This is a genomic window from Exiguobacterium sp. s46, from assembly GCF_018618875.1.
Classification (GTDB): Bacteria; Bacillota; Bacilli; order Exiguobacteriales; family Exiguobacteriaceae; genus Exiguobacterium_A; species Exiguobacterium_A abrahamii.
This window is the reverse complement of record NZ_JACSMY010000003.1, coordinates 206473-219269: the sequence shown is the minus strand read 5'-3', so window position 1 is coordinate 219269 and position 12797 is coordinate 206473. Positions and strand designations below refer to the sequence as shown.

12 protein-coding genes are annotated in these 12797 nt (G+C 47.8%); 6 read left to right on the top strand and 6 right to left on the bottom strand.

Translation table 11 applies throughout. The features are described from left to right. Window positions 1-85 precede the first annotated feature (85 nt). A complete protein-coding gene (locus KNQ08_RS14290) occupies window positions 86-1474 on the top strand; it encodes an MATE family efflux transporter (RefSeq protein WP_149427994.1) in 1389 nt (462 codons plus the stop codon). 108 nt (window positions 1475-1582) lie between these two features. Next, window positions 1583-2149: a 3'-5' exonuclease gene (locus KNQ08_RS14285; RefSeq protein ID WP_053452136.1), complete on the top strand. Its 567-nt coding sequence runs from the start codon at window positions 1583-1585 to the stop codon at window positions 2147-2149. Between the two features lie 415 nt (window positions 2150-2564). Here KNQ08_RS14285 and KNQ08_RS14280 read toward each other — a convergent pair whose 3' ends face one another. The 3 genes from KNQ08_RS14280 to KNQ08_RS14270 all read right to left on the bottom strand — a co-directional run bounded on the left by KNQ08_RS14280 (window position 2565) and on the right by KNQ08_RS14270 (window position 6727). Then, on the bottom strand, window positions 2565-3680 hold the full coding sequence (locus KNQ08_RS14280; RefSeq protein ID WP_058265686.1) for an NADH-dependent flavin oxidoreductase: 1116 nt from the start codon (window positions 3678-3680) through the stop codon (window positions 2565-2567). A gap of 92 nt (window positions 3681-3772) precedes the next feature. After that, a complete protein-coding gene (locus KNQ08_RS14275) occupies window positions 3773-5863 on the bottom strand; it encodes an MMPL family transporter (RefSeq protein ID WP_214725094.1) in 2091 nt (696 codons plus the stop codon). Window positions 5864-5932: 69 nt separating this feature from the next. After that, window positions 5933-6727 carry a hypothetical protein gene (locus tag KNQ08_RS14270; RefSeq protein WP_082663182.1) on the bottom strand — a complete coding sequence of 265 codons (795 nt, stop codon included), beginning with the start codon at window positions 6725-6727 and terminating at the stop codon, window positions 5933-5935. Between the two features lie 115 nt (window positions 6728-6842). Here KNQ08_RS14270 and KNQ08_RS14265 point away from each other — a divergent pair, with 115 nt between their 5' ends. Then, window positions 6843-7016: a YycC family protein gene (locus tag KNQ08_RS14265; RefSeq protein ID WP_214806186.1), complete on the top strand. Its 174-nt coding sequence runs from the start codon at window positions 6843-6845 to the stop codon at window positions 7014-7016. A gap of 46 nt (window positions 7017-7062) precedes the next feature. On the opposite strand, the gene KNQ08_RS14260 is transcribed toward KNQ08_RS14265, so the two are convergent. Further along, on the bottom strand, window positions 7063-7545 hold the full coding sequence (locus KNQ08_RS14260) for a site-2 protease family protein (protein WP_214806185.1): 483 nt from the start codon (window positions 7543-7545) through the stop codon (window positions 7063-7065). A gap of 182 nt (window positions 7546-7727) precedes the next feature. Further along, window positions 7728-9734 carry a type I pullulanase gene (gene pulA / locus KNQ08_RS14255; RefSeq protein WP_251133728.1) on the bottom strand — a complete coding sequence of 669 codons (2007 nt, stop codon included), beginning with the start codon at window positions 9732-9734 and terminating at the stop codon, window positions 7728-7730. 111 nt (window positions 9735-9845) lie between these two features. On the opposite strand from pulA, the gene KNQ08_RS14250 reads away from it, so the two are divergent. Beyond that, window positions 9846-10340 (top strand): YajQ family cyclic di-GMP-binding protein, encoded by a 495-nt coding sequence (locus tag KNQ08_RS14250; RefSeq protein WP_023469671.1) that lies wholly within the window; start codon window positions 9846-9848, stop codon window positions 10338-10340. Window positions 10341-10449: 109 nt separating this feature from the next. Here KNQ08_RS14250 and KNQ08_RS14245 read toward each other — a convergent pair whose 3' ends face one another. Beyond that, window positions 10450-11235: a 3-hydroxybutyrate dehydrogenase gene (locus tag KNQ08_RS14245; RefSeq protein WP_029342884.1), complete on the bottom strand. Its 786-nt coding sequence runs from the start codon at window positions 11233-11235 to the stop codon at window positions 10450-10452. A 121-nt stretch (window positions 11236-11356) separates the two neighbouring features. Here KNQ08_RS14245 and KNQ08_RS14240 point away from each other — a divergent pair, with 121 nt between their 5' ends. Together KNQ08_RS14240 and KNQ08_RS14235 are read left to right on the top strand one after the other, a co-directional pair. Next, window positions 11357-12235: a LysR family transcriptional regulator gene (locus KNQ08_RS14240; RefSeq protein WP_214725096.1), complete on the top strand. Its 879-nt coding sequence runs from the start codon at window positions 11357-11359 to the stop codon at window positions 12233-12235. A gap of 91 nt (window positions 12236-12326) precedes the next feature. Beyond that, the gene (locus KNQ08_RS14235) at window positions 12327-12740 is read left to right on the top strand and encodes a carboxymuconolactone decarboxylase family protein (protein ID WP_023469674.1); all 414 of its coding nucleotides are present in this window, start codon (window positions 12327-12329) and stop codon (window positions 12738-12740) included. Window positions 12741-12797: the final 57 nt, after the last annotated feature.

Below are 12797 nucleotides of genomic sequence, written 5' to 3'. Positions count from 1 at the left end.
GTGATTTCTTGCATCTCTTCATAGAAGCGACTACTCTGAGTAAAACCCTACTTACCACTTGTCTAAAAAAGGAGGCTCTCCTTCCATGAATAAAAACACTGCCCGTTTGGGTGAAGCACCTGTCAACCAGCTCTTACTTAGTCTCTCCTTGCCGGCAATGGTCGGGATGCTCGTCACGGCACTCTATAATATCGTCGATACGATTTTCGTCGCTCAAGGCATCGGTACGGCTGCCGTTGCCGCTGTCGGAATCGCTTTCCCCGTCCAGCTCGTGTTGATGGCAATCGCCAACTCGATTGGGATCGGGGGGGCTGCGATTGCGTCACAACGGCTTGGTCAAAAACAGACGGATGGTGCCAGTCGTGCTTATGCGAACGTCTTGATAGCGGTTTTCTTCATCAGTATGCTCGCCATCATCAGTGCTTTCATCTTCGTCGAACCGTTACTTCGTCTCTTTGGAGCGACAGATGAAATCATGCCGTATAGCATCGATTTCTTACGCGTCCTCTTGATCGGATCTCCTTTCTTCATGTTGACGATGGCGTCGAGTGCAATGTTACGCGCAGAAGGACGCGCGAACTATCAGATGCGCGTCATGTTGACGACGGTTGCCATCAACATCGTCCTGACACCTCTGTTCATCTTTGGTCTTGATTGGGGCATCCAAGGTGCTGCACTCGGGACAGTCGTTGCGCAAATCGTCGGTGCTGCACTTGTTTTCCGATTCTTCTTTACGAAACGTCGGCAAACGGGGTTAACACTCGATCGGAATGCTTTCAAACCCGATTTCCGTTTAACGTTTCGGATGATGCAAATCGGATCATCGTCGTTCATCATGCAAGTCTCCCAATCGATTTTGTTCATCACCGTCAACCACATGCTCGTCCGGTACGGGGGTACGACAGAACTAGCGACGTTTGCGGTCATCAATAAGTTCATGGCGCTTGTCGGTATGCCGATCATGGGGATCGTACAAGGGATGCAACCGATCGTCGGGTATAATTTCGGTTCTCGGCAATTTAGCCGGATGTCGCTTGCCATCAAACTCGCAATCCGTTACGGCTTATCGTTATCAATCAGCTTGTGGTTACTGATTCAACTGTTCCCCCGTTTTTGGGTCGGCTTGTTCACGGAAGAAGCAACACTGCTGCAGGAAGGCTCGAGTGCGATGCGCATCTTATTCGCTCTATCGTTCGTCTATGGGATTCAAATGATTGTCAACGGGATGTATCAATCGCTCGCCAAAGCAAAAGTCGCTTTATTCTTGTCCTTGTCACGCCAAACGTTATACACGATTCCACTCGTCCTAATCTTACCCCTGTTCTTCGGTGTCAATGGTGTCTGGTTCGCTTTCCCGATCGCTGATGCGATGGCTGTCTTGACGGCCCTTGTCTTCGCCTATAAAGATCGCGTTCTGTTATTTAAGCCGGAGGAATACGTCGCAGAGGAACAAAAAGTCGCCACCGCGAAGTGAATGGAAGAGATATCAGATCATCTGCCTTGCAGATGGTCTTTTTTGATGGACTTCTATAATACGAACATGTATTCTGTTACTAGTGAATGACAGAAAGGAGCCTGCTACATGTATACATTAGCGATTGACTTTGAAACGGCAAATCGGAATAGCCGAAGTATTTGTGCGTTTGGTTGGTCCGTTCTCTCTAACGGTCGCGTCACGGAGAGTAAACAGGTCTTAATCAATCCAGAAGAAAACTTCGATGCCGGAAACATCCGGGTTCATGGAATTCGTCCGAGTGATGTCTTCGATGCACCGACGTTACCTGAAGCGATGGAAGCACATGGCTTATACGATTTAATTGCAGGTGCTCAACTGGTCGTCGCCCACAATGCATCATTTGATATGGGGGCGCTCCAAAAAGCGATTCAAAAATACGATATGTACCAGATGCCTGCTTTCACGTACGGTTGCACGGTCAAGTTATCCCGCAAACTGTATCCGTGGTTGCCGAACCATCGATTGAATACGATGGCAGAATTCCTCAACGTCTCTTTCCAGCACCATGATGCGAAAGAGGATGCCTACGTCTGTGCCTTGCTCTTAAACGATATGTTGGAACGAACGAATCTACAGGATCCGGTCACCTTGCATACGTTTTGTGGCGTTCGGATGGGACAGGTTGCCTATTAATAAACAAAAAAATTGTAGACAACAGGGCTGACTCCAAAAAATGATGCATCTTTTCACGCCCTTTCCTCAGGCGAGACACAAGCCAGTTTTCCCGCTCTATTCGAGCAGGAAACGGGTCTCGTTTGTCTCTGACATCGCATAAATGCGCTTTTCCCTGTAGGAGTGGCGTGTGGCGCGTCATTCTTTTTATACCGAAGGATCAGAGAAGCGTTTTGTTCACTCGACATCGCTTCCTAGGGAAAAACAAGCAAGAGCGACCCTGCAGCGAAGCGAAGCGGCGCGATGCTTGTCCCAGGAAAATGATGCGAGACGAACAAAAAAGCGCAATCCTTCTCGTTAGAGAAAAATTGCACTTTACCTTCAGTCTCAAAGCACTCTAGACACGAGATCTAGAGTGCTTTTTGATGCTGTTCTATTATTTGCTTGTTTGTTTGATCGGGAACCAGCCTGGACGACTTGTGATACCTGCCCATAACGCATCTGGAACGACGAGTTCTGCTTGTGCTTCTGGATCAAGTTCGGTCCGGATTGACGCAAGGTCACCCGCTTCGACTTTCTCAACCCATTTCGGTTCCATGATCAGTTCACGACCGAGGGCGATCATTGGAACGACAGCCAAACCTTGTTCGACTTCGTCCGCTGTGTGCAACGATCCGACACCGATGACAGGTACTTGTTCGCCAACACGTTCTTGGACGAGCGTGATTGGTGATGTCGTTGCATTTTCGTCACGAATCGAACCTGCGAAGAAGTCCATCACGGAAACGTGCAAGTAATCGAGGTCTTTTTTCGCCAGCTCATCGACGAGGCGCATCGTATCATCGAGTGTGATTCCTGGATTTTCGATCTCTTCTGGAGAGAAACGGTATCCGACGATGAACGAAGGATCCTGTTTCGCGACAGCTTCGACTGCATCCACGACCGCTAATGGGAAGGCGAGACGTTTTTCTAAGCTACCGCCCCATTTGTCTTCGCGACGGTTTGAGTGTGGTGAGAAGAATTGTTGAATCAAGTACGTGTTCGCACCGTGAATCTCAACACCATCAAATCCAGCTTCCATCGCACGACGTGTCGCTTGACCGAATGCTTCAACGATTGCTTCAACTTCTTCTGCCTCTAATGCACGAGGTGTCATTGCCCCTTCACGTACGGGTGCGACAGCACTTGCACTGACTGTTTGCCCACCGACGAGTTCTGGTGGTGCCATGCGACCAGCGTGGAAGATTTGTAAGATCGCTTTTGCGCCTTTATCTTGAATCGTTTTTGCAAGTCGCTTCAGACTTGGAACGAGATCGTCACGATGCGCACCGAACTCATTCGGGAATCCTTGACCGTCTGCCGTGACGTTCGCACATGCTGTAATGACCGCACTGACGCCGCCTGAACGTTCCGCATAGTACGCGAGTTCCGCATCCGATACTTCGCCGTTCTCTTGTGCCGCATAGTTCGTCATCGGTGCCATCAAGACGCGGTTTTTCAGCGTCACACCGTTTGGTAATGTAAATGGTTCAAACATTGCTTGAGTTGCCATGAGTGAAGTGCCTCCTCTAATTTCTTGAATTGAATATCGACAGTATACGCTCGTCTTCCTCTGAATAGCTACTGATGTGCTTACGTGATGTGTCACTTGCGGATCGCTTTACGACGACCACCCGGCCACCACCAGTTCCAGTGACCAAATAGTTTCATCAGTGCGGGGACGAGTAGCATCCGGACGATCGTAGCATCAATAAATATCGCAAGCGCGATACCGACGCCAAGTTGTTTAATTGGACTGACGCCCGTGAAGGCAAACGCCCCTGTGACGACGATCATGATCAAGGCAGCAGACGTAATGATTTTACTCGTCTTCGCAAGCCCCATCTCGGTCGCGTAATCGTTATCGCCTGTCTCGTCATAATACTCTTCCATTCGCGAGACGAGGAACACTTCATAATCCATCGATAAACCAAAGACGAGTGAGAAGATGAAGACCGGTGTCAGAATGCCGATCGTCTCCTGCGGAAGAACTGCGCCGGACTCGAACAAGATGACGAGTAATCCGAATGTCGCTCCTAGACTAAGCAAATTCATCAGAATCGCCTTGATTGGGATCAAGATGGACCGGAACGCAATCAGCAGGATGATGAATGTCGCCAAAACGACGACACCGACTGCTAGTGGGAGTTTCGATTCAATGGCATCATAAATTTCCTGATTGAAGGCTGCCGGTCCCCCGACAAGATAACCGTCCGCTTGCATCTTTCGCACCCAGTCTTGCGAAGCAGCATCGCCGGGATCTCCTTTTAAGTTAACATCAATTCGTGCTTGGTCGTTCTCTGATAGAAATGCCGTCAAAGCTTCGCGCCCGGCCGGAACAGCGACTAACTGCTCGAGCGTCACTTGTTGCTGTTCGGCAATCGTTGCGGCGGATACGACGGAACGTACATCGGGATCCGACTCGAGTCGAATCGTCACGTCTTCGATTTTTTCTCGTCCCACCTCTGAGGAAGCATCAGCAGATAAAATGAGGACGGCGTCCGTTCCATCGTTTCCGAATGTTTTTTCCCACGACTCAAAGGCGAGACGCGATGGATACGATTCCGGTAAAGCGGTCGCTTGCGGAATGTTCAACGTCAAATCACGTAACGGCAATAAACAAGGTAACAACAGCAATAAGGACAAAATCGTGACTGCGACCGGGCGCTTCATGACGAAACGAGCGAGGCGACGCCAACGATCTTCACTACGACCTGCTCGCTGCCGGAAGAGTCGTCCTTTCTCTAACACCTTCCCGAAAACGATCAATAGTGCCGGTAGTAACGTTAATGCACTGACGACTGCCCCGAGGACCGAAACGAGCGTCCCGATCGCAACAGCGCGGAAGACATCCACATCAATCAGCAATAGCCCGGCAAGTCCGACGAATACACAGATTCCGGAAAATAAAATTGAACGCCCTGCCGTCTCGACCGAACGGATCGCCGCCTTCCGAATATCTTGTCCGTCCTGCCGTTCTTCGCGAAATCGATTGACGTATAACAGCGAAAAATCAATTCCGAGCGCCAGCGAAATCATCGCGACCGCATTCAAGACGAAGATTGATAACTCTTGTTGCCCGGCGACGAAATAAAGAACACCGGCACCAAAGACAAAAGTAACGAGTCCCATGATCAACGGTAGGATGGCGGCAACCGGAGTACCGAAAACGAGTAGCAAGACGATCAACGCTGCTGGAATTCCAATCAACTCAGCCCGGATGAGATCATTTTTCGACGCTGTATTCAAATCATCGACGACGACTGGTTCACCCGTTAGTCGAATCGTTCCGGTATCATCCAGTTGACGTGTGACCGCAGCTGCCCATTTCGCATCAAGTGTCGGTACCCCGACCGTCACGTATCCCTTATCGTTCCGAATCGCTCGCGGATTTTCAACAGGACCAGTGACGTTCCCGACACCTTTGATATCACGGAAGCGCTCGACATGTTCCACCATCGTTTGTTGTAGATTCTCTTGATTTTCAAATAGAACGATGATCGTATGCGGATCCTGACCGAAGTCTTGATCGAGTACTGTCTCGACGCGTTGAAAATCACCGTCACGCGTAAATCCGTTTCCTTCTAGCCGATCGGGTAGTTGATAAGCGAAATATCCAAGCACGACGAGCAGGATTGCCCAAACAATCAACACTCCTCGAAAATACGTACTCATCAGATGACCAAGCCGTTGCATGATGCGTCCCCTTTCTGTATAAACGTACAAAAAACATCCTTCTTGCTGAAAAGCGAAAAGGATGTTTCATTACGTCTTTTGAAAAATTTGAACCCATGTGTTGCCGAATGTCGCCGATGTCGATACGATCGCAAGACGTCGCGCCTCTTCATCGAGTAACACACTTTTGAGTAAAACGGAGGAATGACATCCCTCGAACTTATATTTCAGCTGACTCTTCTCATACAAGTAAAAACGAGATGAATCGGTGATCGAAAACAATTGGTGCCGGTGATCAACGAGCGAGTACTCCGCGTAATCTGAAAAAGGAATGATCGATTCCTGATTCGTCGCAGCGTCCCAAATCACATACCGTTCTTTTAGATCATCATAAGAAATGATCGTCGTAGGTGCGATGAATCGTTCGAACGTCAAACGTGTATCATATCCTCGCTCCACTAAGCGCCCGAACAGTGGCGCCTCTTCATAATTTGAGTACCGCCAGTCCCCTGTTTGAACGTTCACACAGACGACGTCTGTTTCTGCCGTGTACAGGAAGATCTCATCATCTTGCCACAAGAATAAATTACTGAACCATGCCTCGGAAAAAGCAGCGGGTCGCTTGATATAATCTAAATGCCCTTGCTCTAAATCTAGTAAACCAAAATAAGCTGACTCTTCAAATACGATGAACAATCGTCCACCGCCTGGCTCAATGTACCAGGAGAATGGAACATACGCACATGCTGTTTCCCATAGTGGTCTTAAATCCGCATCACATTTCATAAATCCGTGGCGATCTCGAAAAAGAAGCAAATCCTCCCCGATTCGATCAAACAGTGAGACGGATTCATGGAGTAACAGCTCTGCAGCAGGTTTATACATATGCATCACTTCCTACTTCATACGGTATCAACCTTCTCAGTTTCTCGCTACTATTGATGCGCTCGGCTTGCACCTCCTGTTATACTAACTTCATGGAAAAAGGAGGACGAACACGATGAAACCTTTACAATTATCAGCAGAGACGGCTGTCGAACTCGCAAAACGTCTGAACGTACCACTTGAACAACTGATGCATATGCCGCGCCATATCTTGATTCAAAAGCTCGTCGAACTCGAGCAGGAACAAACGAAAACGGAATCTGATTCGTCTAGCGAATCGGAATCTTGAGTAAAAAGCCTCTTTTCCAATGATGGAAGGAGGCTTTAATCTTCGCTTAAGATTGTGGATGATAGTCTGATTTACCGTAACGGAAGACATTGATGATTGCTTTCCCATCACTCGGATAACCGTTTGGATGATCGATCGGGAAGAGTGAGAAAAAGACGAAATAAAACGAGAAATACGCAAATTGGTACGTAAAGATCGATGCCTCGAACACACCGGCATAAATGAGACTATTTACGACTAAGATACTCACTAAGTTCGCGATCGATCCACCAGCGTAGACCATGATATTAGCAAACTTCGTTTCGTGACGTAGTGCCTCATATTGACACCATCCATCCCAAAAATAGACACGATTTAAACGAATCGGTCCGACACGGAGTAACGATTTTCCAGAACCGATATTGATCTCCATGTTTCCACCGAACAATCGGGCAAAAAAGTAATGCCCCATCTCATGAATCAATGTCACGATAGGCAACAATAAAAAGAACGACAAAAAGAATTTCCATAAATCCTCGAAACCAAACATACGCCGTACATCCTTTCATAAAAACAACATCCCATATACTACTTAAGAGGTTTTTTCCCGAAAGGTGACGCTTCAAACAAGGTTTCGATGAATTCAGGCAAGTCAATTTCATGACAGGCTGACATCGGACTGTCATCCACGTAAAAAAGGACGAAGCCATCTTGCGCTCCGTCCTTCTTGATTTAATCGGTTTTCTTACGACGTTTGTTCGCTGCGTACAACAATCCGATGATCGTCAAGGCTGCACCACCTGCCACCGCATACTTCTTGTAGTCCGCTTTTCGTTCGGCGATGACCGTCGTCGTCAATGCTGGAACGACCAACTGTTTCTCTTCATGCAGTCGTGGTGCGTGCAACTTAACTGCACCCGACTCAACCAATACCTCGAATTCACCGTTTGGCAATTCAATCGTGATATCCTCTTCCGTCGCATTATGGTAGACGCGCTGTCGTTCGATGTATCCTTCATAGGTGCGCTTCAGTTCAAAGGCAATGACACCTTCCCCTTCTTCGAGGAAACGAAGATGCTTCTTGATCATCGATGCGTTTGCGAGACGGAACATCGGATACTGACGACGAAGGGCAATTAATCCTTTGACGTACTCGACGGCCGGACGCTCTGTTTCTGCCCGTTCATAATCGAGACGATTGACGACCTCTCCGGCATTGAAGCTGTCACGAACACCGTCCTTCGTCCGGAAAAACTCTTGTCCGGCATGAAGGAACGGAATCCCTTGTCCCGTCAAGATGATCGCATTCGCGAGCATTTGCCGTTTCCGGCGAATCTCTTCCGTATCCTCTGGGCGAGACACCGTTAATTTATCCCAAATCGTCAAATCATCGTGAGCTTCGACATACGAGACGACCTGATTCGGCTCATCAGCAAATCCTTGTGAAGAGACGTTACCAGCGATTCCCCGTTTGACTTCACTCGTCCGGTCGAATGCCCCGCTGATGAAACCACGGTCTTCCGGCGTTTGAACATCTCCTTTGACCCCGTCTCGTAAACCGTTATTGAAGTGAGCGATTCCTGGCATTTTCGGTGCATTGAAGTAGTTCGCTTTTTCTTCTGGATCAAGTGGCGTATCGAGATCCCAACCTTCACCGATGATCAGAATCGACGGATCAATCCGGTCAAGTGCATGGCGCACCTGATTCATTGTCTCGACATCATGAAGTCCCATCAAATCGAATCGGAAACCATCCAGATGGTATTCTTTCGCCCAGTACGTCACACAATCAAGAATGAACTTTCGCATCATCAGACGTTCAGATGCCGTATCATTTCCACAGAAACTACCATTTGAGAGACTACCATCCGCCTCTTGACGATAGAAGTATCCAGGAACGAACTGACCGAGCGGAACCGTTGCTGCATCATACGTATGATTGAAGACGACGTCCATGATGACACGGATCCCGCGATCGTGTAACGCTTGTACCAATTGTTTTAATTCAAGAATCCTCGTTCGTGGATCATCTGGATTCGACGAGTATGAACCTTCCGGCGCAAAGTAGTTCACCGGGTCATACCCCCAGTTATAGTTATCCGGGTCGTTCGGCGCTGTCTCATTGACTGAGCCAAAATCATAGATCGGCAGTAACTGGACATGTGTCACACCGAGATCCGCTAAATAATCAAGTCCTGTTAATCCGCCATTTGGTGTCCGTGTCCCTGCTTCCGTCAGCCCAGCGAACGTACCACGTGCGACGACACCACTAGCCGGATGACTCGTTGCATCGCGTACATGTAATTCATACACAACTGCGTCTTGCGAAGAATGGAACAGTGGGCGTTCTTCGATCCATCGTTCTGGTGTCACACTTGTCGGGTCGATCAACGCACCGCGTTTTCCATTCGTTCCGACGGCTTTCGCATACGGATCGACCGCCTCGACCTTTTGTCCGTTGATGCTCGCTTGAAACGTATAGAAATAACCTTCATATGCCGCTCGATCGAGTTCAACGACGTACGTTCCCCGTTCGCCTGCCACCATCTCGACCTCTTCGACTTTTCGTGCGCGTAGTGTCTTGTAGAGACGAATCACGACACGTTCTGCCGTCGGCGCCCATAAGCGCACGCGAATCGCTGTCTCTGAGAAGGTCGCTCCTAAATCATTTCCACTATAGGCAAATCGCTCATCCAGTTCTTGCGGTGTGAGCGTCAACATGTCTGCTGTTTGTTTCAAAGCTAAGCACCCCTTTCATTTCATGGTTTTTATTATAACAAAATTTCAAAGCAGTGGACGCTTCCGGTATTCCTCTCTAAAATAGAGAGTGGAATGAAAGGGGAGATTAACATGGCAGCAAAAGATAATTCATTTGATATCGTGTCACAAATCAACATCGAGGAAGTCAAGAATGCAGTTCAGATCGCACTAAAAGAAATCACGAACCGCTTCGACTTCAAAGGTTCAAAGAGCGACATGAAGCTCGAAAAAGAGGATTTGATTCTAATCTCAGATGACGATTTCAAACTCGATCAAGTCAAAGATGTCTTAACAGCAAAATTGATCAAGCGCGAAGTCCCGACAAAAAACCTGCAGTACGAAAAAGTCGAGCAGGCTGCTGGGAATACGGTTCGCCAACGTGTCATCCTTAAGAGCGGGATTGATCGTGACGATGCGAAAAAGATCAACAATGCCGTCAAGGAATCGAAATTAAAAGTGAAGACACAGATCCAAGATGATCAAATCCGTGTCACAGGTAAATCACGTGACGACCTACAACAAGTCATGCAAATCGTTCGTGAACTTCCGTTATCGGTCGACGTTCAGTTCATTAACTTCCGTTAATCCACTCACGTCAAATTAGCTGAACGTTTTTGTTCAGTCCATCAAACAAAAAAGGGAGGTGCTTTCTGGATTGTATCCAAAAAGTACCTCCCTTCATTTATATCGTTGCTTACTGCGCTGTATAACCACCATCGAGAACGACAGCTTGACCCGTGACACCTGCTGCTTTGTCACTTGCAAGGAAAATAGCGTAATCCGCGATTTCTTTGACTTGGAGTAACCGTTGTTGCGGGACAAGTGGATAGATGACTTCTTCTAATACACGTTCGAGTGGTACATTCCGTGTTTCAGCGAGCGAAGACAATTGGTTTTGGACGAGTGGTGTATCGACATATCCTGGGCAAATCGCGTTGACCGTGATACCTGAAGTTGCTCCTTCTAATGCTGCGACTTTCGTTAAACCGATGACGCCGTGTTTCGCACTGTTATAAGCAGCTTTCCCTGCAAAACCAATCAATCCGTTGATCGATGACATGTTCAAGATTCGTCCAGAGCCTTGTTTTTTCATGATCGGGAAGACATATTTCGTATAAAGGAATGGTGCACGAAGCATGATGCTTTGAAGCAAGTCGAATTTCTCAGTCGAGAACTCTTCGATTGGTGAGACGTGTTGCATACCCGCATTGTTGATGACGATATCAATCGTTCCGTAGTGTGCGACAGTCTGTTCGATACTTGATTTGATTGCCTCTTCATTCGTCACGTCACCTGCGACGGCAAACGCATCGAAGCCTTTTTCACGAAGTGTTTCAGCAGAGCGTTTTGCAGCTTCTTCCTGAAGATCGACGATGACGACCTTCGCACCTTCTTGAGCGAATTCTTCAGCAATCTCAAGACCGATTCCGCTTGCTGCTCCTGTAATTAATGCAACTTTTCCTTCGAGTTGTTTCATCATGATGGATTCCTTCTTTCTTTATCTTTACGTGTTCGGTCTCTTTACTGTACGCTGATTGAAAGAATAATAAAAATGAATACTTGTTATGACATCTATAACTCAAAAGAATAGGAGAATACTGATGGATTTCCGCCAACTGGAATACTTTACGGAAGTGGCACGCTTCAAAAGCTTCACTCGTGCCGCTGAACATCTCCACGTCACGCAACCGACACTCAGTAAAATGGTCCGTCACTTAGAAGAAGAACTTGAGATGGAATTGTTCGATCGGAGTAAACGACAAATCGTCCTGACGGATGCCGGTGAGACCTTATTGATTGAAGGTGAAAAGATTCTGCGGCAGTTATCTGACCTGCCTTCCCACCTCTATGACGTCATGCATCTGACGAAGGGAACGATTCGGCTCGGTGTGCCCCCACTGATCGGTTCGCTGTTTTTCCCGGGTCTCCTGCGTCGCTTCGAAGAGATGTATCCGATGATTCAAATCGAATTAATCGAAGCCGGTGGGCATGCGCTAGAAAAAGCGGTCGTCGCCGGTGAAGTCGATTTGATCGCAACGGTGCTGCCTTCGGATGAGCATTTAACGACACACCCCTTCATTGAAGAAGAATTGCATTTGTTTTTACCAAATGATCACCCACTCGCTGATCGGTCGATGATTGCGTTAGAGGAAGTCACCGACATGCCGTTCGTCTTGTTCAATGAAACATTCTCACTCCACGATGTCGTCTTGAACGCCTGCCAAGATGCCGGATTTACGCCTAACGTGTCTCGGGTGAGCTCGCAGTGGGACTTCTTATGTTTACTAGTCGCAGAAGGAAATGCCGTGACTGTCCTGCCGCGTTCGATCGCGGATCGCTTTTCGATTCGTGGCGTCAAAACGATTCCGCTTGAAACACGTGTTCCGTGGCACTTAGGAATCGCCGTTCCGACCGGTCGCTATCAATCGTACGTGACGCGGAAATGGATTCAATTCGTCAGCGATATATATTCCAAATAAGCATACCTTTCATAAAAACCATGTATTTGTAGCATGGTATTTCTTCCTTTACGATAAATACATCGTTAAAAAAGAAAGGAAGTCTTTTACCATGGCAACTCATTTTGAATCACGTCACGAAACAGGCGTAAAAAAACTCAGCGAATTCACAGACGCAAACGCTGCACAATCTACGCATGACAAAATCTCTGAATCCCTGAAAGATATCGCTCCAGCAGTCGGTGAGTGGATCACGGATTTCGCATACGGTGAAGTTTACAGCCGTGATGGTCTCGTCAACCGTGACCGCGCAATCGTGACGATTGCTTCCCTCGTCACACAAGGTACAGAACCACAGCTCGCTCTTCACATCAATACTGGATTGACAGCTGGTTTGACAGGAAACGAAATCGTCGAAGCTATCATGCATCTTGTTCCTTACACTGGATTCCCACGTGTCTTGAACGCACTCGAAGTCGCAAAAGTCGTCTTCGCAGAACGTGGCGTCACAGTCGAAACAGAATAAGATACGCATGACTTGATTGAAAAAAGATGGGCATGACGCATTTTCGGGTATCTCCTT

What these genes read in the sequence shown, in the direction of transcription:
- KNQ08_RS14290 (WP_149427994.1), top strand. Translation starts at nt 86, where the DNA reads ATGAATAAAAACACTGCCCGTTTGGGTGAAGCACCTGTCAACCAGCTC.
- KNQ08_RS14285 (WP_053452136.1), top strand. Translation starts at nt 1,583, where the DNA reads ATGTATACATTAGCGATTGACTTTGAAACGGCAAATCGGAATAGCCGA.
- KNQ08_RS14280 (WP_058265686.1), bottom strand. Translation starts at nt 3,680, where the DNA reads ATGGCAACTCAAGCAATGTTTGAACCATTTACATTACCAAACGGTGTG.
- KNQ08_RS14275 (WP_214725094.1), bottom strand. Translation starts at nt 5,863, where the DNA reads ATGCAACGGCTTGGTCATCTGATGAGTACGTATTTTCGAGGAGTGTTG.
- KNQ08_RS14270 (WP_082663182.1), bottom strand. Translation starts at nt 6,727, where the DNA reads ATGTATAAACCTGCTGCAGAGCTGTTACTCCATGAATCCGTCTCACTG.
- KNQ08_RS14265 (WP_214806186.1), top strand. Translation starts at nt 6,843, where the DNA reads ATGAAACCTTTACAATTATCAGCAGAGACGGCTGTCGAACTCGCAAAA.
- KNQ08_RS14260 (WP_214806185.1), bottom strand. Translation starts at nt 7,545, where the DNA reads ATGTTTGGTTTCGAGGATTTATGGAAATTCTTTTTGTCGTTCTTTTTA.
- KNQ08_RS14250 (WP_023469671.1), top strand. Translation starts at nt 9,846, where the DNA reads ATGGCAGCAAAAGATAATTCATTTGATATCGTGTCACAAATCAACATC.
- KNQ08_RS14245 (WP_029342884.1), bottom strand. Translation starts at nt 11,235, where the DNA reads ATGATGAAACAACTCGAAGGAAAAGTTGCATTAATTACAGGAGCAGCA.
- KNQ08_RS14240 (WP_214725096.1), top strand. Translation starts at nt 11,357, where the DNA reads ATGGATTTCCGCCAACTGGAATACTTTACGGAAGTGGCACGCTTCAAA.
- KNQ08_RS14235 (WP_023469674.1), top strand. Translation starts at nt 12,327, where the DNA reads ATGGCAACTCATTTTGAATCACGTCACGAAACAGGCGTAAAAAAACTC.